The sequence below is a fragment of the Pleurocapsa minor HA4230-MV1 genome, assembly GCA_019359095.1.
In the GTDB taxonomy this organism is placed as follows: Bacteria; Cyanobacteriota; Cyanobacteriia; order Cyanobacteriales; family Xenococcaceae; genus Waterburya; species Waterburya minor.
On record JAHHHZ010000024.1, the window covers coordinates 65,427 to 88,539 of the forward strand.

The following is a 23,113-nucleotide window of genomic DNA, read 5'->3' on the forward strand; positions in this document are numbered from 1 at the left end:
TTAACGCAAGTAAATTTTTATTAATGTAAGTTGACATACAAAACTGTAATAAAATTCAAAATCTTCAAAATCTGTTTAAGTCAAAGCCAGTGCAAATATATTTGGACTTGTTTTTTTTTAACTTTTAGCATAGTATCTTAACTATGGAAAACAAATATTCATAGATTTAAGTCTATTTTCTAGGAAGCATCATGAATTACTTATTCTCAGGTCAAAATACTCTAGTTTGGTTGTGTTTCATTGCTTATGCTTTTACGGCAGTTTTTTTAATACCCAATATGAGCGAATTTAGCACCAACAACATAGATACCTCTAATCAAAAAGCATTAGAATTCGCTTCTAAATTTATCTTTCGTATTGCACTAATATTTCCGATGCTTTTTTTACTTAAAAATGCTATTTAGCTAGTTGCAGTTGTTTTAGATTGGTTGTTGGAAAATGTTAGAAGCTTTAGTATTCGCTACTGTTTTATGTGGTTTTTTTGGCATCATTTTTAAGCAAAATCTAGTGATGAAGATCATTTCAATGGACATTATGAGTACAGGAGTGATCGCCTACTATATTGTGGTAGCTTCCCGTAGTGGCTTATTTACGCCGATTGTTGGCAATAGAGAGCAGGTTACTTATGCCGATCCTGTACCTCAAGCGATTATTTTAACGGCGATTGTCATTGGGTTTTCGATTCAGGCTTTAATGCTGGTGGGGGTGATGAAGCTAGCAAAAAATAACCCTACTTTAGAAACTAGCGCGATCGAGGAAAATAATACGCCATGAGCAATATAACGATCGCCTGGCTAGCTTTGTCTTTTTTGATCGGGTTTGTGATTTATCTGTTACCTAAGCTAGATCGCCTTTTAGCATTAGGCATGGCTGTAGTTTCCGCTGCTTATGCCGTGCTAATATTTCTCGAGCGATCGCCTTTAAATATTCAGTTAGTAGATAATTTTGGCGTTACTTTAACCGTCGATCGCTTAAGTGGCTTTTTTATCTTAACCAATGCTTTGGTAACAGCAGCAGTGATTGTTTACTGTTGGCAAACTGGTAAAACCGCCTTCTTTTACATGCAGCTAATTATTCTTCATGGCAGCGTTAACGCTGTTTTTATTTGTGCAGATTTTATTAGTTTATATGTGGCGTTAGAAGTAATCAGTATTGCTTCATTTCTCTTGATTGCTTATCCTCGAACAGATGCAGCAATTTGGGTTGGTTTACGCTATTTATTTACCAGTAATGTAGCCATGCTATTTTATCTGGTGGGAGCGGTGTTGGTATATCAAGCACATCATAGTTTTAACTATGCGGGTTTACAAGGTTCTCCCCCAGAAGCTGTGGCGCTTATTTTTCTCGGATTACTAGTTAAAGGGGGAATTTTTGTGTCTGGCTTATGGTTGCCCCTAACCCATTCCGAATCAGAAAGCCCAGTATCAGCTCTACTTTCGGGAGTGGTAGTTAAGGCAGGGGTATTTCCGCTGGTGCGTTGTGCCTTAATGCTCGAAGAAATCGATCCGATCGTGCGCTTTTTTGGGGTAGCTACAGCACTTTTTGGAGTAGGTTTTGCGGTATTGGAAAAAGATACCAAGCGGATGTTAGCATTTCACACGATTTCCCAGTTGGGTTTTGTTTTGGCTGCGCCTGTGGTTGGCGGGTTTTATGCTCTGACTCACGGTTTAGTCAAATCCGCACTATTTCTGATTGCAGGTGTTTTACCTAGTCGTAACTTCAAACAATTACAGCAGCAACCAATTGAGAACAAGATTTGGCTGGTTTTAGCGATCGCCAGTTTTTCCATCTCTGGTTTTCCGTTACTGTCTGGTTTTGGTGCCAAGATCTTAACTAGTAAAAATTTACTCCCCTGGCAGGCGATCGCGATGAATATTGCTGCCCTAGGTACGGCGATTTCCTTTGCTAAATTTATTTTTTTACCACATAAAAACTTTCACCGACAAGTAGAAGAAAGCAAGCTGGAGGAAAAAGAACTTCAACCTGGGTTTTGGTGGGCGATGGTTATTTTACTCGGAGGTTTAGTGGCAGCTAACGTATTTTATTATGAAGCTTACAGCATCACCAATACAATTAAGCCTTTAGCAACCATCGCTTTAGGTTGGCTGGCATATCTTTTAATCTTTAAAAAACTAGTCATCAAACTACCCCGCCATTTTGAGCAGTTCGATCATTTAACAGGGGTAATGAGCTTGATGTTAATCCTACTTTTCTGGATCGTATGGACACAAACACAATATTTAACGTAATTTTACGACTCACAATTTGGTTGTTGCTGACCAATAATTTTGGGTTACTTAATTTTTCCATCGGTTTGGCGATCGCTCTTTTATTACCCCAGAGTAAAACCTCCCCAGAAAAAATCAAGGATTGGCTAGAGGTATTATGGAAAATTATCAAAGCAATACCCCAGGCATATCTTGAAGCAATTCAAATTATGCTGCGTCCCCACGAGCGAGAAGATATTGTCCGAGAAAGAGTCAAACCTAATCGCACGCCAGGATTAATTTTTCTCGATATTTTTCTGATTACCTTTACCCCTAAAACTATTGTTACCAAATATGACGAACGAGGTTGGTATGAAGTACATCAAGTTGCTAAAAAAAGACGAAATAATAGTTAAGAAATAATTTAGTAATGTGCATTTTAAAGCTAATAATTAACAAAAAATATTATCTACATGATTATAATTTTTACTTTGAAAATGTTCGTCAATGAACATTTTATACTTGATAAATAGCCCTTGAGCAAAGCACAAATAGCTCTAAAATTGATTGTTGCTAAATAATCAAAAAAATTGACTTATAAAAAAGCTGCTCTTATTGAGGCTTATATCATTCACTCAAAGCATTTTAGCGACATCAAAATGTTACCTTATGAACATTTTCAACCAGAGTAAAAACTAGTATGTCTTAAGCAAAATTTAAGCTAAAAACCAAAATAAATTTAAATCTAATATATTTAGCACTTGAGCAAATTGAAAAAATGGATTCAATTTTAATTGCCATGATTTTAGCTTTATTAATACCCATTTATGAAGCTTGGCACAATGATGATATTTGGCAAAAAATGTTGGCGGTTGCCAGTATTGCCAGCAAAACCTCAATTATAATGCTGTTCATTTCGGTTTTAAGAGATGATTGGTCAATTGGCGTGGTAGCGGTGATTATCCTCAGCGTGGGCAATGCAGGATTGATGTTGATGGCGCATTTAATTAAAAGGTTAAACAGAGCATGATTAATATTTTTAGTTACAGTTTGATAGTAATCGGGATGATCTTTTGGGTTTGGGGAACTTTGCCTTTAATTGGCAATAAATCAGTTTTATTTAAGCTTCACAGCCTTTCGGTTGCCGATACTCTTGGTTCAATGGCGATTTTAGCAGGATTACTAATCAAAGTACCCAGTGAATGGTCTTTCTTACTTTTAGCAATTATCAGCCTAGCAATCTGGAATACAGTGCTGGGTTACGTCTTGGCATATTGTTCTAGCGATCGACAACTAACAAGGGAACATGATTGATAAATACGTTTATATAATTGTTGCTTTACTGCCATTAACATCTTTAATGTTGGTATCTCAGGTAAATCCCTATTACGCTTTAGTGATGCGAGCCATTGTCGGAGCGATCGCTGCATTAAGCTATGTGATTTTAGGTGCTGCGGATGTGGCTTTAACTGAAGCTTTAGTTGGCACAATGTTGGCAGTTACGCTTTATCTAATTGCCGTGCGTTCTTCTCTAGTCATGCGTCTGGGAATAATTAAGCAAGATGCTTCAGCACCAGAAAGTTACTTTACAGAACTAGTAACTAACTTGAAAAAAGCCCTCAATAAATATTATCTACGTTTAGAACTAATTGAATATCCCGATCATAAATCTTTAAAACAGGCATTAGTTAGTCAAGAAATTCACGCCACCTGTATCGAACAACAGCCTGAACCTAACTCAGAGGCAAAATATCAAACGGCAATCAGAGTACATCGTTTATTTGAAATTATGCAGCAAGAATTAACAGCGCCCGAAACAACTTTGACTTATGTACCCATAGCAAATCAGGAGCATCAATAATGAAATGGGCTTATATTCTCGCTGGCATCGCCTTATTTATCAAGATGATTGTTATTCCCAACCCCACAGCAGAATTAGCAGGAATATCCATCGTCGAATCCATCGTCGAAGATACTGGTGTCAGCAATGTCGTATCGGGAATTATTTTCCGCAACCGCCTTTATGACACAATCTTTGAAGTCGTAGTGTTTACGATCGCCATTTTAGGAGTCAAGTTTCTTCTGGCAAACGAAACACCCATAGAAACTGTGGTTCAATTTAGCGATCGCCCTTCGATGATTCTCGCACGCCTGGGGGCAACTATTGCTGCCCTGGTAAGTATTGAACTGGCAATTCGCGGACATCTTAGTCCTGGTGGTGGTTTTGCTGCGGGGGTAGCAGGAGGTACGGCGATCGGCTTGATTGCGATCACTTCATCTACTGAATGGATGGAAGGGATCTATGAAAAATATCATGCTGTTACCTGGGAGAAAATTTCGGTACTCATCTTCATTGTCTTGGCTGTCATTACTTTGATTGGGTGGGAGTTACCCTATGGAGAATTAGGTTCATTGTTTAGCGGTGGTATTATTCCTCTGTTAAATATTTTAGTGGCAGTTAAAGTAGCATTAGGCTCTTGGGCAGCAATTTTACTTTTTACTCGCTATCGAGGATTACTTTAACTAGCTATAAGCGCAGCGCGTAGCGCAGATCGTCGTAAGACGACTGGGACGCGGTAGCGTCCGCAGCTATAAGCTCTAAGCTCTACCCCTGTTAAGATATTTTTATGTACTTTAATTCTTAATGTTAAAAACTTTGCCAAATGGTCTAATCCAATTGCTTATAGCTTGAAACCTCTAGCTTAAAGCTATAAATAATTATTCACCTTGAGTAAGAATTCGTGCAGGATTACTCAAGGATTTTTTGTCTAAATATACTAATTTTCTTAATGTTGCTACTAGTAATGGCGATCGCCTTGAACCAAGAACCTTACTGATGAAGTGTTTGGGTCATTAAATCACCTGTGTCAGGAATGCATCTAACTAAAGACCTAATTAAGATAGAGCGGGTGTTGGTGCTAATTAAATTACTCAATTTTGTTAAAAACAAGACACTTTACACAAATATCTAGCATAATAAATCTGGCAAGATTTTCATTGTAAACAATTCATTTAAGTACTAAGTTAATTGATAAAGGTTAAAAGAATGGAACAAATGGGGACTCATCTGGTCATAGACGCTTGGCAAGCACCGGCTGAATTACTCAACGATCCCGAAGCGATACGTGAAGCATTGATTGAAGCGATTACTGTGGGTAAGGCAACTTTGATTGACATGTGCGTTCATCAATTCAGTCCTCATGGTGTTACGGCTACGGCTACTCTGGCAGAGTCTCATATTGCAATTCATACCTGGCCAGAGCATGGTTATTTTGCTGCTGACTTGTTCTTTTGTGGCGCAGGTCAACCAGAAATGGCAGCAAAGGTTTTACAACGCGCGTTGAAAGCAAGACAGGTCAAAATCCAAGAATTGCAACGCGGTTTCATTCCAGCATCACTCAATACAATTTCATCTAGGGGAGGCTAGTACCATAAATAACCATGTCAAATTACCCAAAACAAAAATTAAAATTGACGACGAAGAAATATAAAATTATCCCCTAATTAATTGAGCTAGATGTGGTTAAGCAGGGATAATGGGTTGTAAAGTGATCAAACTAGCCCTCCACAATATTTATCTAGCTCAATATGGCTAATATTTCTACCGATTTTGTCATCAAGCTAGCTCTTATCCTGGTTTTAAGTGTATTACCGTCCTTAGTCTATTTATTCGTATTTCAAAAAGCTAAGAAGCGGTGGCAAGCAAGGTTAAGACGCGCTCAAAACTTAAATGCTTATCACTATGGCTATCGAGATGGGCGAAATCGTGATTCTTATAGCTATAGTAATGATTCGTATCTGCAAGCAGATCGCCGTAGACCAGTAACAAAATATTTTATTGGTGACACTACCTGTATCAATAATGCTCACTCGCCCTATATCCGCTGTGCCATCAACCCTGAAGGCCCTTGTGACGAATGCGTTCATTATGAAAAGCATAACAATGACGAATGTGACTAAATAAATTTCCTGAAGCTCAAATTAATTTAGATGCCGTTTGAGGATAGTTAAGCTAATTTACAACCGAAAGCGATTACTCATTTCACAAGATTAATGTCTGACTTCCTAGATCCCCAGCTTCTAATTAACGGCATAGCTATTGGTAGTATTCTTGCCTTAGCTGCTATTGGTTTAACTCTTACCTATGGCATCCTCAAGCTTTCTAATTTCGCTCATGGTGACTTTATGACCTTGGGAGCTTATCTAACCTGGTTGGTCAATGATAGCGGGTTAAATATCTGGCTTTCCATGTTAATCGCAGCAGCAGGAACAATTGTTGCCATGTTGATTGCCGAATATTTGCTTTGGAAACCCATGCGCGATCGCCGTGCTAGTGATACTACCTTGATCATTATTTCCATCGGACTAGCTCTATTTTTACGCAATGGAATTTTGCTAATTTACGGTGGTAGTAATCAGCAATATCTCTTACCTGTAGTCCGCGCTTTGGAGTTTGGGGATTTGAGGATTGCCTATTATCGCTTAGTTGTTGTGGGATTAGCGATCGCTGCGATCGTTGCTCTCCATCTGATCCTCAAAAACACTAAAATTGGCAAAGCCATGCGAGCCGTATCTGATAACATTGACTTGGCAAGGGTTTCAGGTATAAATGTTGAGCGCATTGTTTTATGGACTTGGGTGATTACAGGGACGCTAACCGCTTTTGCTGGGGCGATGTATGGTCTAATTGCCGTGGTGCGTCCTAATATGGGCTGGTTTCTAATTTTGCCTATGTTTGCTGCGGTAATTTTGGGGGGAATTGGTAATGTCTATGGTGCGATCGCAGGAGCATTTATTATTGGTATTGCCCAAGAGTTAAGCGTCCCTCTATTGGGTTCGGAATACAAGCTAGGAGTTGCCTTAGCAATTATGATCGTAATTCTTTTAGTACGCCCTCAAGGACTCTTTAAAAGGTAAAGACTATTCGTGACAAGTTAAGGGACTACGATGTTTGTCAACTGGTTTTAAGCTATAAGCTCTAAGCTTTAAGTATTTAAGATATTGTCGAGCAACTTTTCCTGCTTAAAGGGTGATCGCCTATAAAATCAAACACATCGATATTTAGTTTTAGTTCATTAACATCACACCATCTGTAGTAGTTGACTAGCATCAGATTATCTTAACTTGTCACCAATGCCCATTACCCATTACTCATTACTCATTACTCATTACTCATTACTCATTACTCATTACTCATTACTCGTTACTCGTCGTTACCCATTACTCATTACTTCAATAAATTAATGTGTCTACTCAATTGAAAACTGCTGTAAGTGAATCTAAGCAATTTCCAGGGTAGCTAATGGCTCAGGAATGCCTTCGGAAGGTGCTTCAAACTCTCCTGACAAGACGTATTCCAATCTTAACTTCAACCAAGTAGCCAACTGCTTATTAGTGGTAACAACTGCTGCTGAAGGTTGGGGAATTGCTGTTTTTACCTCAGCCATTTCTGGTGCTGACAAAAAAGCAGGCTGCTTAATAAACCAAAAATCGATTTCCTGATTTCTTTCCTTATAATTACGAATTCTTTCTTCGATTACCTCTTCAAAAGGTTCTTCTTCCAATAAAAACTTTTGGCTAGCAGCAACATAATAGTAGGTAGTCATAATCGATTTCGTAATGGTGAACAAGTATTTACTAAATTTTTGTGGATACTTTTACTTACTCTTAATAGCTGATGGCAACAGTTGTAACAACAGTCGTAAGTAGTGTGACCTATGTTTATTGTTTCATATTCAGGATATAAGACGGTAGGGAAACATTGCAATAAATTAAGCCAACCGATCAAAGATAAAGATAATCACCTCACGGGGTGACAAAGCGAGCGAAGGCAAGATGAACAGTTAAAGATAACGGTGGGATGGTAAAAAAAGAGGGTCGAGATAATTGAGAAGACCCTCTGATTAAAATTCGGGCGGTCAACATTCTGGGGAGACCCCAGAATTACGCCCTCAAAATGTTGCCTGAATATTATCACAAATGTATTTCCCAAAGATTAACTCCTAGACAATATGCAACTCTAAGAATACTAATATTGCTCTTACAAAGCTACAGAAACATTCAGATAGAAAAACTAGCTGCTATCCTACCGATTCCCATCAAGTGCAGGAATATCGGAGTAGTCAATATCTTCATCCGCAAGAATTGCTAATTTAGCTTTTTGCTCTTCTGTAAGCTGCGTTTTGGTATCGAAAAACCCTAATTGGCAACCTTTTAAGGTTGAAAATTGGCAGAGAATACAAGCTCTTAATGCTTGCTTAGACGTTATCAATCGCTTTCCGTTTCTCTTTATTCGTGATTGAAATAATAGTACTATTCTAATCCTGATAAAAAATGACTATTCTTTTATAGAAAGCGATCGCTTTTCTAGGGCGATTGCTACTAATCAAAATGTCTGTTGCGATCGCCTGTCAGAAAAATTATTAAGGAGATCGCATTATCACCACATCAAACAAAAAAGCGATTACGCGATCGCTCTAATTACTTACTTTTTAGCTAATGCAATAGAATTAATTGGTAAAGCTTCTGCTTCGAGACGAGTTAGATCGACAACCTGACTAGCATGGTTTATGTCAATACCAACTAAATTACCCTCACTATCAAAGTCAAGTACAATGCTAGAAGAGACTTCCTGAGAGTCTGTGCTAGGTTTTTCATTCAAGCTAATATAAAGTGAGTCTGTTTCGGGATAGTAATTAAATTTCATAGTTATTGGTTCTTAAAATTTCGGTCTGGAAAAGCATTATGTATTGTTTCCCCATCTTCTAGGGTAACGACTCTAAGATATTTACTCAGTTCGGTAATGTATATCCAGTGACGAATTCGTCCATCGGTTTGTATTTCCTTTTTGACCAACTCTTTAATTGCTTTTTGACACCATTCTCGCTTGATATAAGGTCTTTTTACTAATACTTGCTCCTCAAAATAACGAGTTGTTTTCAAAATAATTTTCCTTATTCCTTTGAATTATCTATCTTATCTTCTTGCCGATCGCTTTCTGGGATTGGTTTATAAAAGGAATCGCTTTTGCGAGCGCCTTATCACTACATCAAATAAAAAAGCCCTAAAGGACATTATACCCTTGTGGTATAAACGATCGCCTTAACATCAATTCAAACAGAAAAGCGATCGCCTTATCACTACATCAAATAAAAAAGCCCTAAGTGTATTAACTTTAATTATTAGAACTATACCGATTAATTAGTCAAAATGATCGCCTGTCAGGAAAATTATTAATGAGATCGCTTTAACATCAATTCAAATAAAAAAGCGATCGCATTTAGTAAGTGCGATCGCTTTAAAAACCTACTAAAGTTAAACTAGTTAAAGTTAGTCGGAATAAGTATCTGTAATACCATTTACGGTAACAGTTACAGTACCTTGACCAGTATTGCTTTCAGGGTCGCTTACTGTGTAAGTAAAGGTTTGTGGAGGAGTAGCCTGCTGTCCATTGTTAAGAAGATTTAAAGAAGCACTAGGTCTTGGATCGTATTTCAAAATATATTTTCCTTTACTACTATATTCTGACGAATTTGGGTTTAGAATAAGCTCAACTGTTGCACCCAAAGGAAGTGTAACTGGACTTCCAACACTAATTGCTGAACTACCAATTTTAGTTATAGTTAAATTTTCTTTGGCAGTATTAGGATCGCTATCATTTCCAAGAACAAAAATCGATGTGGCAGTATTTTCATCTGTAGTAGCCGTATCATTTACAGCAACAGGATCGTCAGCAACACCATTAATGTTTACTGTTGCAGTAGCAGTGCTTGTACTCTTAGAATCGCTAACAGTATAAGTGAATTGCTCGGGATTCTGCCCAGTTTGACCTGGATTTAGTGATTCAAATTTACCGTTAGGATTATAAATAATATCACCATTACTTTTAACTGTCAGTAATGCACCAGAGGCCATAGTAACCTGACGGCTAGTAGTCGAACTATCAAAAGTATATTCTGTACCTCCAACATTAAACTTAGTTACTGTTAAAGCATCTCCTTCTGGATCGGTATCTCTACCATTATTGTTTGCAGGATTACCTCTAATCAAGTTATAAGTTCCTGTTGTATCTTCATCTGTAGTAATCGTATCTGGTTGTGCAGAAGGAGATTCATTTGCCAAGGTGTCAGTTACCATAATTAAAGCAGCACTTTGAAGTACTAAATCATCGTTGGTAGATACAGTCCCTGTGACTGAAGTTTGTCCAGGAGTTACATAACTAGAAACATTAAAAGTATCTAAATCTACGCCATAAGTAGTTGATAAACCGAGAGTATTAATCGAAGAATTGAACTGGTTAGTAATTGGGTTCAGTAAATCGATTAAAGTATTATTATTGAACCCTAATTTTTCATTAACTCCACCTAGAGATGCATCGCCCTCCCAAAGTAACATTGTGAATTTGGCCACTGGGTTATTGGCAACTTGAATTCCACCAAGAGTATAGTTAACACTCTCATTTCTTGATGCTTTAAAGCCTTCGTATAATTTAATAGTGTTTAATTTATCACGTGGGATAGAAGGATCTTCATAAATTACAATCAAAGACCATGCAGATAAAACAGCGCTAGATCCACAATAAGTTGAGGAAGTATTTACCGATAAATCTTTAAACTGATAACTGCCATTTCTTTTATTGGCAACCGCGCTTGTCACGTCTTTTACACCTTGGAAAAAACTATATGTTGAGTACGTATCTGTGTAAGTCTGATCTGCTGTTAATGATGTTCCATCTAAGGTTACTGTTCTATCTACAGTAGAACCTGAACCACCCCAATAAAGATAGGCTTTTTTAACAGTTGCATTACTAGGGATTCCAGATAGTTGTGCTGTAGAAGTGGAATTTAAACTACACGGATTTATTGAATCTGGATTGCTTCTTAATGTACCACCTGTAACTGTGTAGTTTACTTTACCTGAAAAAGTTTCTTTAGCACTAAGTGGTGTTCCTGCTGATGCGCTAGAAGCAATAAAGGCTTGACTTGCTGCTAAGAAGCTTGCCGTTAAAACACCTAAAAGAGTAGTTGAATTAAGTTTTTTAAGATTAATAAATTTAAGCATTTGAATTGAATTCCTTCGTTTCTAAATAAATAGTTTGTGTATTAGTTAATTTGAATGTTTTCTATGTTTGTCAGACTTTTTCTGCCAGTGAATCAACAATAACCGTGATGAATAGGCAACGTAAACTCTTGAAAATACTGAACTTATTTAGCTTTTTATTGCAAAGCAATCATGTTTACTGATTGTCTTTGACGAATTTGCGATGAAGAAGGTTATAAAATGCAGAATGTAATGCTCAAAAAAAAGCGACCACACTTAAGGCGATCGCTTGTAATTAATAACTGTAATTATTATGTATTGGTTAGTTTTTATCTATAAATAATTAGGTTTATTTTCTAGATAAATATACGTAAAATCAAGTACGTTTGAATAGTTAAATATTTTGATTTGGGGAATTAGGGAATTGGGGGATTAGGGAGTAACCTGATTTAAAGTGATTATTCTTACTTGATATAAAATATTGAAATGACTATAAATTGGTTTTTTTGTACTGAAAAAATAATTTATTGACTGGCGATCGCCAAACGTGGTTTAATTGAAATTAAGATTTTCATAATGGGAACATTTGGAGCTATGTATCGAAGTCACCACTCCCATCATAAAAAAATAATACCACAACAGCGATCGCTGAGTAAACTCAGAATTTTAAATATTTTTGCGTTGCTGATTTAGGAATAATAAAAATGAACTGTTGGTTGGTGAGCGCATTATCCGTAGCTTTGCGATCGCCTATTCAGCATTAAGGATTGAAGGACAAAACAGAGCGCCCTACTAGGTTAAGAAAAATAGTTTTTTTGTACTGAAAAAAATAATCTATTGACTAGCGATCGCCAAACGTGGTTTAATTAAAATTAAGATTTTCATAATGGAAGCATTTGGACCTATGCATTGAAGTCACCACTCCCATTATAAAAAAAATTATAACATACCAGCGATCGCTGAGTAAACCTTGAATTTTAAATATTTTCGCGTTGCTGGATTAAGGATTGAAAGAGAAAAGCGATCGCCCTACTGCTACCAAGAAACCACCAACGGCAGTAATCAAAACTCCAATCAACGTCCCCTAAAGGACTAGCTTCGCGTCGCATATCTGTGCTTTCTGTGAACCTTTAATTTCCTTGATATCTTCTACTGTGCTGTCAAGTTTAGTCTCTACCTTGGTTAATCTCAGATTTATATCAGTAACGTCTTTCTGAAGATGATCGAACTTTTGCTCAAACTTGTGATCGATGTGATCGAGCTTTTGCTCAAACTTCTTGTCAATATTGTCTAGTTTTTGATCCAACTTATTGAGAATTTCTTTAAGGTCGGATTCTATCTGTATGTTGCTCATTCTTATACTTTAGAGCCTTTCTATTTATTATTCAAAATTACTCGCTTTTATTATGAATAATTATAGCAGTTTAGCGATCGCTAAGTAAACCCTAAAATTTAACATAAAATCATCAAAAAAGCGCTGTTAATTTAATCGGTTAACAGCGCTTGTATATCAATTAGAAATGCTAAAGATAATTAAAAAATCCGTTTAATTACTTTTTAACTTATAGTTGCTATCTAGCCAGCATAGTGGAAGAGCTTCTCCTGAAGGAAAAACCAAATCAGATTTCTTGACGGGTTCAGGAGGCTGTTCATTCTGCCCTTCTTGAATCTGCACCATCACTTCTTCTTTAAAAGGATCGATCAGATCGCTTACTTCGTTAATCTCCACCAATCCATCATCCTCTTTGCTTTTTAATAGCATTAGCAACTCCCTACTTATGTTTATTAATTAAATCTTTTACTATTCAAAAGTATTACCAATTGGGGGTTGTTTTCATCTAACTACAGGCTTATTTATTGATCCATTGCCACAGGGGGTGTTTTTTCCCCTTAGCCTGAATGCTCTTGACTTGCCTTGCTAGCTGACGTTGTTCGCTAGCAGGTAGTCCCCAGATAATATTGCGACTTTGCCAAATTAAAACAGAGACAGTCGTAGCGACACAAAAAGCCAAGCAGAGAGTTGGAATTAAATTAAAATGAAATCCATAATAAACGGCTGCCCAAGTGAAATAGTCAAACCAGAGGGCAATCTCTGACTTAAGCTGCCAGAGAGCATAGATTCCGAGCGTTAGCCAACTAACCAAAACAAATAACCAGCGACCATATACTGTCAGACGATGGAGTTTAGCTACCTGTTGTTTAAAATCAGATTGATTGTTAGTCACTGTGTCTTGTTAGATAAGATATGTGGCAGTGTTGTTTGGTTAACGCTTGTGGACTTGGGGACTTGGGGACTTGGGGACTTGGGGCAATAATCGTATTATCTCCCTATTTCCTATTTCCTATTTCCTATTTCCTATTTCCTATTTCCTACTTCCTACCTCCTATTTCCTAAATTGTCATTATTCCGATGCGGTCGTGTCAGCAATTGCGATAGGCTGGTTGCTTTTACGGTTACGCCACCAAGCCAACAGAGTACTGGCAACAAAGATACTGGAATATGCACCGAGAACAAAGCCTACAATTAAAGCCAAAGCAAAATATTTCAGGGTTTGCCCGCCAAAGAAAAATATACCCAGCAATGGTAGCAAAGTAGTCAGGGTGGTGTTAATCGATCGCCCTAGGGTTTGAGTAACGGCATCGTCAACTACTTGATTAACTGTATTCTCAGGACTAGCTGCCATGTTTTCGCGGATGCGATCGTAAATTACGACAGTGTCGTTAACCGAGAAACCGACAATAGTTAGCAGTGACACGAGGAATAAACTATCTACTTCGACACCCATCGTTAAACCCAACACAGAAAATACCCCTGCCGTAATTAGTACATCATGAAACAATGCCAAAATCGCAAACAGGGCATAATCGAACTGGAAGCGAATACTTAAATAGACAATAATGCCAAAGAAAGAAACTAATAAGGCTAATATTCCCGAAACAAACAGTTCTTCACCAACAGTTGGCCCCACAGAATCGATCTGAAGGGTTTTACTATCAAATGCACCGATGAGATCGGTTAAAGAATTTAATAATTCCTCACGACGCTCGGTATCAAGATTTTCTGTCCTTACAGAAAGAATCTGTTGATCCTCCCCTATTAGCTGAATTGTACCGTTGCCTAATCCTTGCTCATTTAGTACTTCTCGTACCTGCGCTGCATCTATAGGCTGGTCACAATTATTGGCGATGGAACAATCACGGGCAATTTGGATACGAGTACCACCGACAAAGTCGAGACTAGGGCGGAGTGGTGTACCCAAGGTAGCAAAGGAAAAAATCATAGCGGCAATGCTGGCGACCATTGCTATTGCCGAAATTGCCCACCATAAGTTTCGTTTTTGAGTGACTCTAAATTTCATGAATTAATTACTGATGACTGATTGCTAGGGACTGAATTAATATTTGGGCAGAATAATTCTGGTTTTTGACGGATTTTCTTGTTGCTTAACACTACTAATAACATTAGAGTACGGCTACAGGTAATGGCGGTAAACATACTAACCACGACTCCAATCAAGAGAGTGATGGCAAAACCTTTAACCAGACCCGAACCTAGCCATAACAAAGCCAGACAGGCGATCGCTGTAGTGACATTACTGTCTAAAATACTCGAAAATGCCCGAAAGAAACCTGATTCGATCGACTTATAGAGGGTTTTACCTGCCTTTATTTCTTCTCTGGTACGTTCAAAAATTAGCACATTAGCATCTACTGCCATTCCAATACTGAGAATAAAGCCAGCAATTCCAGGTAGAGTCAAAGTAACCCCGATGAGGGCATAACAAGCCATGGTGAGCAAACCATAAACAATCAGAGCAACATCAGCAATTGCTCCTGGCAGACGATAGTAAGCCACCATAAAGACTAAGACCAAGAACAAGCCGACACTACCTGCAATAATGCTCTGACGGATACTATCTTGCCCCAGAGTTGCCCCAACGGTACGATTTTCCACCACAGATACGGGGAAGGGTAAAGAACCGCCTTTAATTTGGATCGCAAGATCTTTTGCTCCTTCAAGGTCAAAGTTGCCTGTAATGACGGCACGACCACCAGCAATTCCTGTATCGGCAAACTCAGGCCCAACTACGGGAGCGCTGAGGAGATCGTCATCCAGGAAAATACCAATACTCCGACCAGTCCCCGCCAAGTTTTTGGTTAACTCGGCAAATTTCTTACCCCCAGCATCATTAAAGTTAATAGCGACTTCCCAACGATTACCCGTTGCATCAGGTTGCGGGCGAGCATCAGTTAGATTTGTCCCTGTTAAACCGACGGATTCAAATAGGCTGGCGATCGCTTTATTTGATTCTTCCAGTGATTGTTTTACTTCGGCTATCTTCTCTTGATTTGCCTTTGCTAGCTCTCCCTGGGTCAAAATAGCCAATGCTGAAGTCTTTTGCTGCTTGACTTGATTCTCGGCTATAAATTCCCCTTCTGTGCCTTGTTTTTGCTGTTTAAACTCTAATTTAGCCGTTCCTTTTAAGCGTCTTTCTGCTTCTTCAGGCTGGCTTTCCCCTGGTATCTGGATCAAAATTTTGTCTTCGCCGATAGTTTGTACCGTGGTTTCGGAAACACCAAACTCGTTGATCCGATTTTCTAAGACTCTTTGTACTGCCTCAACATCTTTGATCGTTGGCTTGACGTTGGGGTTTTCTTTGGTTGGGTTAACCTGAATAGTTAACTGAGCGCCACCTCTTAGGTCAAGTCCTAGCTGGGGTGGAATGGTTAAAAGAATGGCGATCGCTGCTGCGACTAATGCCAAAATTAGAATAATGTAGGCTCTTTGTTTCTGCATTTACTATCACCTGCCGTAGTATATAAATATACGTAAGTTTTTATATGACGTTTGTATTACTGAGAACTGATGTTATGACTATTAATACAATTAATTCAGTCTACTACTTTAGATTGTCAAGTGAAAAACAGGCTAATGAATCAAGTAGGAAATAGGAAATAGGAAATAGGAAGTAGGAAAAGTCTCAATATTTTTGCGTAGTGCTATAGCTATAGATTTATAACTGATTTACTAGAGCTGGAGAACGCCAGCAAGGATTGATCGCGAGTTACAAGGTGATGCTTAGTTTGCGAACCTAGATAAGATCGAGTATTATCCATAGTCAACACTGGTTTGAGGAATAGTAAGTGGTTGCTAACAAGTTTTTAGCTAAATTTTTAGTCTCAATAGGTTTAACTCTTGCCATTGCCGCCTGTAACAGCAATAGTACAAATAGCACAAACACCAGTCAAGACAGCACTTTAAAATTACTTTATTGGCAAGCACCAACAATTTTGAATCCTCATCTCTCCACAGGATTTAAGGATGCGGAAGCTGCTCGTATTACCCTTGAGCCATTGGCTAGCTTTGATAATCAAGGTAAATTAATTCCTTTTTTAGCTGCCTCAATACCCACGAAAAATAACGGAGTTGCTGCGGATGGTAAATCTGTTACCTGGAAGCTGAAGCAGAATGTCAAGTGGTCTGACGGTAAACCTTTTACAGCCAAAGATGTAGTTTTTACCTATAAGTTTCTCAGTAATCCCAAGGTAGGAGCGACTTCGGCGGGAACTTATGAGGTGGTCAAAAGTGTTGAGGCGATCGATGACTACACGGTAAAAGTCAATTTTAAAGAGGTAAACCCTGCTTGGTCGTTAGTATTTGTTGGCGGAGAAGGGATGATTCTACCTCAGCATATTTATGCACCTTTTAATGGGGAGAATGCTCGATCAGCACCAGGCAATCTTAAACCTATAGGAACGGGAGCCTATCGTGTCGTTGATTTTCGACCAGGGGATACAGTGACTTACGAGCCAAACCCTGAGTTTCGTCAAGCAGGACAATTAGGTTTTGAAAAGATTGAACTCAAAGGTGGTGGGGATGCTACCTCCGCAGCCAGAGCCGTGCTACAGACAGGAGATGCGGACTTTGCCTATAACCTCCAGGTAGAAGCTCCCGTATTAGATGAATTAGCCGCAGCAGGACAGGGAAAAGTAGTCTCTAATTATGGCGCTCTGATGGAGCGGATTGTGATTAATCATAGCGATCCTAACAAAGTAGCTCCTTCGGGAGAACGTTCTAGCGTTGATTTCCCCCATCCGTTTTTAAGCGATCGCTCTGTCCGTCAAGCTTTAGAATTGGCGATCGATCGCGATACTATTGCTCAGAAGTTATATGGCGTTACGGGTAAAGCCACCGCTAATTTTTTAGTCGCCCCACCAGAATATGCTTCAACTAACACTAGCTATAAATACGATCTAGAACAAGCTAAACAGTTATTAGACCAAGCAGGCTGGAAAGATACTAACGGCAATGGAACTCGCGATAAAAATGGCACTGAGATGGAGATGGTATTTCAAACTTCAGTTAACCCGTTGCGCCAGAAAACCCAAGCAGTTGTTAAACAAGGGTTACAGTCGATTGGGGTAGGAGTTGAACTAAAAAGTATTGACCCTGGTGTTTATTTTTCCAGTGACCCTAGTAATAACGATACGGTGGAGCATTTTTATGCTGACTTGCAAATGTATTTTACAGGTAACACTAGTCCCGATCCTACTGCTTATATGAATTTTATGACCTGCTCCCAAATTCCCCAACAGGCAAATAACTGGTCTGGAGATAATAATTCGCGCTATTGTAATCCTGAATATGACAAACAGTGGCAATCGGCAAGTCAAGAATTAGACCCTAAAAAGCGCCAGCAGTTGTTTATTGCCATGAACGATCTTTTAATTAAAGATGTAGCAGTTATTCCGTTAGTCCATCGAGCAGACGTGATGGCTTTTGGTAATAGTTTGACAGGTTATCAGCCTACAGCTTGGGATATGCAAACTTGGGATATTATGAACTGGAAAAGAAGTGGGAAATAGGAAATAGGAAATAGGAAATAGGTCAGACCGAAATTTTTTCGTTTAAATATAGCTATAGCTAAGATGACGAGAATTGAACTTGCTAGCTTATAATATTCTCGATAAATCAACAATCAACCCTGGCATCAATTCTTCTCCAAATAAGCTTTGAGGGTTGTTTAAAATTTCTCTTTTTTGTCCTATTTTATAAATCTCAACTTGCTTATCGGCACGATTAATTAGCCAACCTAATTTAACGCCACAACTCATATATTCTGTCATTTTTTGTTGTAGTTCGTCTAAATCATCAGTAGGTGACATGAGTTCAATCACGAAATCAGGATCGATTGGAGCAAATTTCTGTTGTTGTTGAGCATCTAGACTATTCCATCTTTTAATAGCAATCCAACTGACATCAGGAGATCGTACAGCACCATTAGATAGTTTAAAACCTGTAGAAGAATCAAACACTTCTCCCAATTTAGTTTGACGATTCCAAGCTTGAACTTGATAGATTAAATCGGCATTTTTTTGTCCTGTAAGACTTCCTGTGGGAGGCATAACAATCAATTTTCCATCTTTTGTGGTTTCAAACTTGGTTTCGGGATTATCAGCACATAGTCTTTCAAAATCGCGATCGCTTATTTTATCTGTAAAAGTTTTAAGATTGATAGCAATAGACATCTTTTTTATCCGCTCAAAAAACAAAATTAAATTAGAAGTAATTATAATTCCCAACTCCAAAGAGAGAGTGTCCCGTCTTAGCTTGAAAAAGCAATCAGTTGACCATAAAAGTTGTTTATTTAAACTTTGACAGATTAGCTCTAAATGTTGGTTGCGATCGCACTTGCTACCGCAATAATATCCTCCATCTTGGCATTGGTTTTAATTCCTGCGGGTGAAATATGAGTGGCTGCTGCTTGATAGCCTTGGTCTTGTAAGGCTTGAATTAAATGCGATCGCTTGGGTAAATCTAGTTTACCTCGATTGCCAATTTGCCCCAGGGTATAAAAGTAGGGAGGGAAATTGATTTCGCCTTGCATGAGATTTAGCAACTTGACTATTTTTTGCCAATTCCACTCTTGAGCTAAGGTTTGAAAACGTTTTAGCTGTTGCTCATCGTGCAGTTTACCCAACCACATCGCCCCACTGATAGTAATGGCAGGTTCTTGACAGGTACAGCCAACTTTATTTAATTTACGCCAGGAAAAGGTTTGATAGTTACCGCAATGATGACAATAGGCAAGAAAGCCATAGTTATTTGCAGTTAGCTGAGGTTTAGATACTAGACGCAACATCACGCGATAGGTTTGCCCTGTAAAAAGGGAAAATATTGGTTCAATACCCAATCCTTTAGTTGCAGCCTGTTGTTGAGTTGCCCCAATGAGTAATCTTAAAGCCTGTTCTTGAATAGCGGGATGGGAACGAGCGATCGCATTATAAGCTTGAACGGTTTTTTCGGGAGGATGCCCTGTAAGAGTCCTGCCATCGGTGCAGGTAAGATACATCAAGCCACCAATTTTAGTTGCCCAAAGCATCGTATTGAGATAGGGTACAGCACTACCAAAGCAATCTACATCTACTAGATCGTAGTAGTCACGCTCTTGATAACAGCGAAAGAAAACTCGATGGGCATCTTGGTGAGTAATCTGAAAATGTTCAGGGGCGATCGCTAAACTTAAGTTTTGCTGTATTGTAGAGTTAAGCTGGTAATTCCCGTCATTGACCCACAAATAATCAGCATTGCTTTCTAGATAGTAACGTAAGCTACGAACCCCACAACCAGCTAGAGTATCTAACACTTTGAGGCTGCCGTGGTCTTGTTTATAGACAGCAGCAGCAAGTACTCCAAGATCCCGCACAAATTTATTACGAGGATTATAAAAAGCCTGATTAACTTGAAACTTGGCTTTTTCTTCCTGATGCCAATGAGGTAGATTTTTCAACTAATGTCCTAACATTGTCTAGTATTACTATAAATTAGGCTTCGCTAAATTCAACATTTTTATATATATCAGCAATTTTTAGTTTTAAACCCACTGAGTTTAAATTGAGAATAACTTGAGGATCGGTGTATTCCGAAAGCAACCATTGATTAGCAGCAGTTTTAAGGCAATGTTCTACCTGAATCTGATACTGATTGACTAGAAGATATTCCTGAAAAGTTTCGATGGTACGATATGCCAGAAACTTCTCACTGCGATCGTAGTCTTTTGTCGATTTGGAAAGGACTTCGGCGATCAAACAAGGATTCATTACCGTATCAGTTCGGCTTTCCTGTAGCTGAATCGGTTTTTCCAGAACCATAATATCAGGATAAGTATAGAGATTGCGTTCTGGAATCCAAAGACGTTGGTCTGTAACAAAGGTTTCATATGGTTGCTCTTTAAAAGCTAGTTCCAGAGCAATTAGCAAGTTACGGCAAATCCTATTGTGGTTTGGCGTGCCTCCCGTCATTAATCTAAGTTCTCCATTGTCGTACTCATGACGTTCTGCTGAACCTAGCTCAAATTCAAAATATTCTTGAGTTGTATAGGTCTTTTTCTCAATTGCTTGTGTCATTTTACCTAACGCTGAATGTTGCCAGTAATTACATTTACTCTGTTTGCTCCCATGTTTACTAGCAACAGTCGTTTATTTATCCTAACTATTATCCTAATTTTTACAGTCACAAAAAAAATAAAATTATACAGCGATCGCCTAGCTCAGACGACAAAACTAATTAATTTCTGCTGCTTGTGTAGCTTGTGCCGCTGACTTGCTCACCCATAACTTAGGGAAGAGTAAACCTGAACGTGCTTTATAGGCTGCAAACTCTGGATAACGCGCTAGAGATTGATCTTTTTTCTGCATGTTGGGAACAAAGACCAAAGCACAGAACACGCCCAAAATAGCTAACGGCAGCCAATGTTGCGTCAATAGCGCAAAACCAAGATAGATTAAAATTTCGCCTAAGTAGTTTGGGTTCCGACTACGACTAAAGAAACCTTCGGTGATTAAGCCTTTTTGATACTTAAGAGTAAAGTATTTTTGGGCATCGCTACCATAATGGAGAAACACACCAAATAAGTTAGTGGCGATCGCTATTGCGATCAAAGGCGCACTCGGTTGGACTCCACTACTAATTAAAATAAAGGGCGCAACCCAATATGAGAGGAGAAAAACAAAAATACCCAACCCTGTGCCGAAATTAACTTCTTTTTCCCATTGGCGATCGGGATAAAGACTATCTTTAATCAGCCACATGATGCCATAAGTTCCATGTAGAGCGAGATAAATCCAAGGTGTGAGCGTAAAATTGTGATAAACAGCCATCAAGCCTAAAACAACGCCAGATGTTAAGAATTTGTGTAAATTGATTGCGTATTTTATTTTCATTACTTTTGAGTCCAGAAGTATGTAAAGTTTTTTAACATCATAACCTTAGTTTTATTTTACAAGTCTGGAAACTCGGAACTCACGTTACCCTAGTTAGAGATAGCTAACCGCTTCGCGGGTTTAATTTTTATCCCAATCACCAATACTTGAACCTCGACAGGAAATATATAGAGATTCGCTTTGTTTACGGCGATAGCGAGATATTCTTTTACGCGACTTAAGGGCTTCTCTGGCTATGTAGCTAAACCATTTATGGACATCAGCCCCAGATTGATAACCATCAATCAAAGCTTCTTCCGAAACTTCGATTAAAATCTGCACTAAATCGGCACTACGCAGTTCTAAATAGCGATTGTAGAGGTTAGGCTCTTGTGACCAATGAGGCAAAGTCTCGTCTCCTACGCCCATATTTCTGGCCAATTCAATCAAGTCGTAATGATCGGTGTACCAAACATCTTCATAATCCATATCAGGAAAGATGCTAGCTTTGCTGGTCAAAATATCGATCGCCGAAATGATAATGGCATTAATTTTATTTTGTTCTGCTGAAGCATAATGCTCTTTGACCACAGCCCGTAGAGTTTTGGCTAAATCAGCATATCTGTCTTGAGCCGTATTACAAGCCTGGCGGTAGTTTTGATGAGCTAAGAAATAAAATTTATCGTTCTCAGTTTTAGGTAAGTTATGATGTCTTGCTCTAGCTCGATCTAATTGAGGATTATAGGTGGGTTCAGATGAGAATAACGTTAATAATTTAGATAGCAACATATGAAATAATGTTTAAAATGTCTCAGTAATAGAAAAAATCATTCTGGGAAAACTGTATTTTAAAATCATTACCTAGATCATATTGAAGAGAAATGATTTCGATCGCTTTATTTATAGATCTACATCTTCGATGCGATCGTGCTGTTGTCGAGCTAGAACTGTAATTGCGCCAAATTGGTATTTAAAAAATGGATTGAAAGAATTATGATATATATCAATGCGATCTGCTAGCAGGTTTCCAGCGTCATTTAGACGTTAGAACCTTAAAAGAAAATAAATAGCAAACAAAAATTATTAACTATAGAGAGATATTATTTCTCTAGTCGTAACATATTTTTCAATCAGGAGAAATTAAAATCAATGAAGAGACTTGTAGGCATTGTAGCTGCCTTATTATTAATTGTCGGTGCTTGGGGATTTACTCCCACAGCCAATGCAAGTGCAGCAGGAATATATACTATTCAGCCTTCAGCACTTTTAGCTCGTGTCAATACATCCGATGCTAAGCGGAAAGAATTCATTAAGGGTAAATTAGACCTGAATAACAGTGATGTCCGTGAATTTCGCAGACTGCGTGGATTTTATCCCGATCTAGCCAGTAAAATCATTCAAAATGCTCCCTACAAAGATGTAGAAGATGTCTTAGATATTCCTGGCTTGAGTCCAACTCAAGCTGAACGCTTACAGGCTAACATAGATGAGTTTTTTGTGACTGATGTAGAAGCTTCCATGAATGCTGGTGGCGATCGCTATAATCCTGGACTATATTAGACTAACTTAATAGCTTATAGCTTATAGCTTTTACAAGGTAACTTTTATGACCACGTTTATTGATTGAGCGTGGTTTTTTTAGCCCTATATGGCATGATGATCTC

The 23,113-nt window shown here is 38.4% G+C and carries 25 protein-coding genes and 1 pseudogene; 12 read left to right on the top strand and 14 right to left on the bottom strand.

Annotation, left to right across the window (positions count from 1 at the left end; all coding sequences use genetic code 11):
• Positions 1 to 438 precede the first annotated feature (438 nt).
• The 10 genes from KME09_15620 to KME09_15665 all read left to right on the top strand — a co-directional run bounded on the left by KME09_15620 (position 439) and on the right by KME09_15665 (position 7,124).
• The gene (locus KME09_15620; protein ID MBW4535364.1) at positions 439 to 774 is read left to right on the top strand and encodes a cation:proton antiporter subunit C; all 336 of its coding nucleotides are present in this window, start codon (positions 439 to 441) and stop codon (positions 772 to 774) included.
• Positions 771 to 2,249, top strand: a complete 1,479-nt coding sequence (locus KME09_15625; GenBank protein MBW4535365.1) for a cation:proton antiporter — start codon at positions 771 to 773, stop codon at positions 2,247 to 2,249. The genes KME09_15620 and KME09_15625 overlap by 4 nt, the downstream gene beginning before the upstream one ends.
• Positions 2,222 to 2,623, top strand: a complete 402-nt coding sequence (locus KME09_15630) for a Na+/H+ antiporter subunit E (GenBank protein MBW4535366.1) — start codon at positions 2,222 to 2,224, stop codon at positions 2,621 to 2,623. The genes KME09_15625 and KME09_15630 overlap by 28 nt, the downstream gene beginning before the upstream one ends.
• Positions 2,624 to 2,985: 362 nt before the next feature.
• Entirely contained in the window at positions 2,986 to 3,237 is a 252-nt protein-coding gene (locus tag KME09_15635) for a hypothetical protein (GenBank protein ID MBW4535367.1), read from the top strand.
• Positions 3,234 to 3,521, top strand: coding sequence for a monovalent cation/H(+) antiporter subunit G (locus tag KME09_15640; protein MBW4535368.1), 288 nt, complete (start codon positions 3,234 to 3,236; stop codon positions 3,519 to 3,521). The genes KME09_15635 and KME09_15640 overlap by 4 nt, the downstream gene beginning before the upstream one ends.
• Positions 3,514 to 4,068 carry a DUF4040 domain-containing protein gene (locus KME09_15645; GenBank protein ID MBW4535369.1) on the top strand — a complete coding sequence of 185 codons (555 nt, stop codon included), beginning with the start codon at positions 3,514 to 3,516 and terminating at the stop codon, positions 4,066 to 4,068. Before KME09_15640 ends, KME09_15645 begins: the two co-directional genes overlap by 8 nt.
• Positions 4,068 to 4,730: a Na(+)/H(+) antiporter subunit B gene (locus KME09_15650; protein MBW4535370.1), complete on the top strand. Its 663-nt coding sequence runs from the start codon at positions 4,068 to 4,070 to the stop codon at positions 4,728 to 4,730. Before KME09_15645 ends, KME09_15650 begins: the two co-directional genes overlap by 1 nt.
• Before the next feature lie 532 nt (positions 4,731 to 5,262).
• Positions 5,263 to 5,634 carry an adenosylmethionine decarboxylase gene (gene speD / locus KME09_15655; protein MBW4535371.1) on the top strand — a complete coding sequence of 124 codons (372 nt, stop codon included), beginning with the start codon at positions 5,263 to 5,265 and terminating at the stop codon, positions 5,632 to 5,634.
• Positions 5,635 to 5,795: 161 nt separating this feature from the next.
• The gene (locus tag KME09_15660; GenBank protein ID MBW4535372.1) at positions 5,796 to 6,167 is read left to right on the top strand and encodes a hypothetical protein; all 372 of its coding nucleotides are present in this window, start codon (positions 5,796 to 5,798) and stop codon (positions 6,165 to 6,167) included.
• 93 nt (positions 6,168 to 6,260) lie between these two features.
• On the top strand, positions 6,261 to 7,124 hold the full coding sequence (locus tag KME09_15665; protein ID MBW4535373.1) for a branched-chain amino acid ABC transporter permease: 864 nt from the start codon (positions 6,261 to 6,263) through the stop codon (positions 7,122 to 7,124).
• Between the two features lie 362 nt (positions 7,125 to 7,486).
• Here KME09_15665 and KME09_15670 read toward each other — a convergent pair whose 3' ends face one another.
• The 9 genes and pseudogenes from KME09_15670 to secD all read right to left on the bottom strand — a co-directional run bounded on the left by KME09_15670 (position 7,487) and on the right by secD (position 16,044).
• Positions 7,487 to 7,813 (bottom strand): DUF2488 family protein, encoded by a 327-nt coding sequence (locus KME09_15670; GenBank protein MBW4535374.1) that lies wholly within the window; start codon positions 7,811 to 7,813, stop codon positions 7,487 to 7,489.
• Positions 7,814 to 8,691: 878 nt separating this feature from the next.
• The gene (locus KME09_15675) at positions 8,692 to 8,913 is read right to left on the bottom strand and encodes a DUF2283 domain-containing protein (GenBank protein MBW4535375.1); all 222 of its coding nucleotides are present in this window, start codon (positions 8,911 to 8,913) and stop codon (positions 8,692 to 8,694) included.
• A gap of 2 nt (positions 8,914 to 8,915) precedes the next feature.
• Positions 8,916 to 9,149, bottom strand: a complete 234-nt coding sequence (locus tag KME09_15680; GenBank protein ID MBW4535376.1) for a hypothetical protein — start codon at positions 9,147 to 9,149, stop codon at positions 8,916 to 8,918.
• 387 nt (positions 9,150 to 9,536) lie between these two features.
• Positions 9,537 to 11,267, bottom strand: coding sequence for a hypothetical protein (locus KME09_15685; protein ID MBW4535377.1), 1,731 nt, complete (start codon positions 11,265 to 11,267; stop codon positions 9,537 to 9,539).
• 979 nt (positions 11,268 to 12,246) lie between these two features.
• Positions 12,247 to 12,600, bottom strand: a pseudogene (locus KME09_15690) (hemolysin XhlA family protein).
• Positions 12,601 to 12,792: 192 nt separating this feature from the next.
• Positions 12,793 to 13,008 carry an acetyltransferase gene (locus KME09_15695; GenBank protein ID MBW4535378.1) on the bottom strand — a complete coding sequence of 72 codons (216 nt, stop codon included), beginning with the start codon at positions 13,006 to 13,008 and terminating at the stop codon, positions 12,793 to 12,795.
• Between the two features lie 88 nt (positions 13,009 to 13,096).
• Positions 13,097 to 13,471, bottom strand: a complete 375-nt coding sequence (locus KME09_15700; GenBank protein ID MBW4535379.1) for a hypothetical protein — start codon at positions 13,469 to 13,471, stop codon at positions 13,097 to 13,099.
• A 177-nt stretch (positions 13,472 to 13,648) separates the two neighbouring features.
• Entirely contained in the window at positions 13,649 to 14,605 is a 957-nt protein-coding gene (gene secF, locus KME09_15705) for a protein translocase subunit SecF (protein ID MBW4535380.1), read from the bottom strand.
• Entirely contained in the window at positions 14,602 to 16,044 is a 1,443-nt protein-coding gene (gene secD, locus KME09_15710; protein MBW4535381.1) for a protein translocase subunit SecD, read from the bottom strand. Before secD ends, secF begins: the two co-directional genes overlap by 4 nt.
• Positions 16,045 to 16,391: 347 nt before the next feature.
• Between secD and KME09_15715 the strand changes: the two genes are divergently transcribed.
• Positions 16,392 to 18,113: a peptide ABC transporter substrate-binding protein gene (locus KME09_15715; GenBank protein MBW4535382.1), complete on the top strand. Its 1,722-nt coding sequence runs from the start codon at positions 16,392 to 16,394 to the stop codon at positions 18,111 to 18,113.
• 87 nt (positions 18,114 to 18,200) lie between these two features.
• Here the strand turns inward: KME09_15715 and KME09_15720 are convergent, their stop codons facing one another.
• From KME09_15720 to KME09_15740, 5 genes are all read right to left on the bottom strand, one after another.
• The gene (locus KME09_15720) at positions 18,201 to 18,776 is read right to left on the bottom strand and encodes a Uma2 family endonuclease (protein MBW4535383.1); all 576 of its coding nucleotides are present in this window, start codon (positions 18,774 to 18,776) and stop codon (positions 18,201 to 18,203) included.
• Positions 18,777 to 18,916: 140 nt separating this feature from the next.
• A complete protein-coding gene (locus KME09_15725; GenBank protein MBW4535384.1) occupies positions 18,917 to 20,038 on the bottom strand; it encodes a tRNA (guanine-N1)-methyltransferase in 1,122 nt (373 codons plus the stop codon).
• A gap of 34 nt (positions 20,039 to 20,072) precedes the next feature.
• Positions 20,073 to 20,654, bottom strand: a complete 582-nt coding sequence (locus KME09_15730) for a Uma2 family endonuclease (GenBank protein MBW4535385.1) — start codon at positions 20,652 to 20,654, stop codon at positions 20,073 to 20,075.
• Between the two features lie 156 nt (positions 20,655 to 20,810).
• Positions 20,811 to 21,470 (bottom strand): DUF1295 domain-containing protein, encoded by a 660-nt coding sequence (locus KME09_15735; protein ID MBW4535386.1) that lies wholly within the window; start codon positions 21,468 to 21,470, stop codon positions 20,811 to 20,813.
• A gap of 120 nt (positions 21,471 to 21,590) precedes the next feature.
• A complete protein-coding gene (locus tag KME09_15740) occupies positions 21,591 to 22,238 on the bottom strand; it encodes a hypothetical protein (GenBank protein ID MBW4535387.1) in 648 nt (215 codons plus the stop codon).
• Positions 22,239 to 22,598: 360 nt separating this feature from the next.
• On the opposite strand from KME09_15740, the gene psbU reads away from it, so the two are divergent.
• Complete coding sequence (gene psbU, locus KME09_15745; GenBank protein ID MBW4535388.1) at positions 22,599 to 23,009, top strand: photosystem II complex extrinsic protein PsbU; 411 nt, start codon at positions 22,599 to 22,601, stop codon at positions 23,007 to 23,009.
• Positions 23,010 to 23,113 lie beyond the last annotated feature (104 nt).

What these genes read in the sequence shown, in the direction of transcription:
- KME09_15730 (MBW4535385.1), bottom strand. Translation starts at nt 20,654, where the DNA reads ATGACACAAGCAATTGAGAAAAAGACCTATACAACTCAAGAATATTTT.
- KME09_15660 (MBW4535372.1), top strand. Translation starts at nt 5,796, where the DNA reads ATGGCTAATATTTCTACCGATTTTGTCATCAAGCTAGCTCTTATCCTG.
- KME09_15665 (MBW4535373.1), top strand. Translation starts at nt 6,261, where the DNA reads ATGTCTGACTTCCTAGATCCCCAGCTTCTAATTAACGGCATAGCTATT.
- KME09_15625 (MBW4535365.1), top strand. Translation starts at nt 771, where the DNA reads ATGAGCAATATAACGATCGCCTGGCTAGCTTTGTCTTTTTTGATCGGG.
- KME09_15735 (MBW4535386.1), bottom strand. Translation starts at nt 21,470, where the DNA reads ATGAAAATAAAATACGCAATCAATTTACACAAATTCTTAACATCTGGC.
- KME09_15685 (MBW4535377.1), bottom strand. Translation starts at nt 11,267, where the DNA reads ATGCTTAAATTTATTAATCTTAAAAAACTTAATTCAACTACTCTTTTA.
- KME09_15620 (MBW4535364.1), top strand. Translation starts at nt 439, where the DNA reads ATGTTAGAAGCTTTAGTATTCGCTACTGTTTTATGTGGTTTTTTTGGC.
- KME09_15670 (MBW4535374.1), bottom strand. Translation starts at nt 7,813, where the DNA reads ATGACTACCTACTATTATGTTGCTGCTAGCCAAAAGTTTTTATTGGAA.
- KME09_15645 (MBW4535369.1), top strand. Translation starts at nt 3,514, where the DNA reads ATGATTGATAAATACGTTTATATAATTGTTGCTTTACTGCCATTAACA.
- KME09_15720 (MBW4535383.1), bottom strand. Translation starts at nt 18,776, where the DNA reads ATGTCTATTGCTATCAATCTTAAAACTTTTACAGATAAAATAAGCGAT.
- secF (MBW4535380.1), bottom strand. Translation starts at nt 14,605, where the DNA reads ATGAAATTTAGAGTCACTCAAAAACGAAACTTATGGTGGGCAATTTCG.
- psbU (MBW4535388.1), top strand. Translation starts at nt 22,599, where the DNA reads ATGAAGAGACTTGTAGGCATTGTAGCTGCCTTATTATTAATTGTCGGT.
- KME09_15635 (MBW4535367.1), top strand. Translation starts at nt 2,986, where the DNA reads ATGGATTCAATTTTAATTGCCATGATTTTAGCTTTATTAATACCCATT.
- speD (MBW4535371.1), top strand. Translation starts at nt 5,263, where the DNA reads ATGGGGACTCATCTGGTCATAGACGCTTGGCAAGCACCGGCTGAATTA.
- KME09_15675 (MBW4535375.1), bottom strand. Translation starts at nt 8,913, where the DNA reads ATGAAATTTAATTACTATCCCGAAACAGACTCACTTTATATTAGCTTG.
- KME09_15630 (MBW4535366.1), top strand. Translation starts at nt 2,222, where the DNA reads ATGGACACAAACACAATATTTAACGTAATTTTACGACTCACAATTTGG.
- KME09_15640 (MBW4535368.1), top strand. Translation starts at nt 3,234, where the DNA reads ATGATTAATATTTTTAGTTACAGTTTGATAGTAATCGGGATGATCTTT.
- KME09_15650 (MBW4535370.1), top strand. Translation starts at nt 4,068, where the DNA reads ATGAAATGGGCTTATATTCTCGCTGGCATCGCCTTATTTATCAAGATG.
- KME09_15695 (MBW4535378.1), bottom strand. Translation starts at nt 13,008, where the DNA reads ATGCTATTAAAAAGCAAAGAGGATGATGGATTGGTGGAGATTAACGAA.
- secD (MBW4535381.1), bottom strand. Translation starts at nt 16,044, where the DNA reads ATGCAGAAACAAAGAGCCTACATTATTCTAATTTTGGCATTAGTCGCA.
- KME09_15740 (MBW4535387.1), bottom strand. Translation starts at nt 22,238, where the DNA reads ATGTTGCTATCTAAATTATTAACGTTATTCTCATCTGAACCCACCTAT.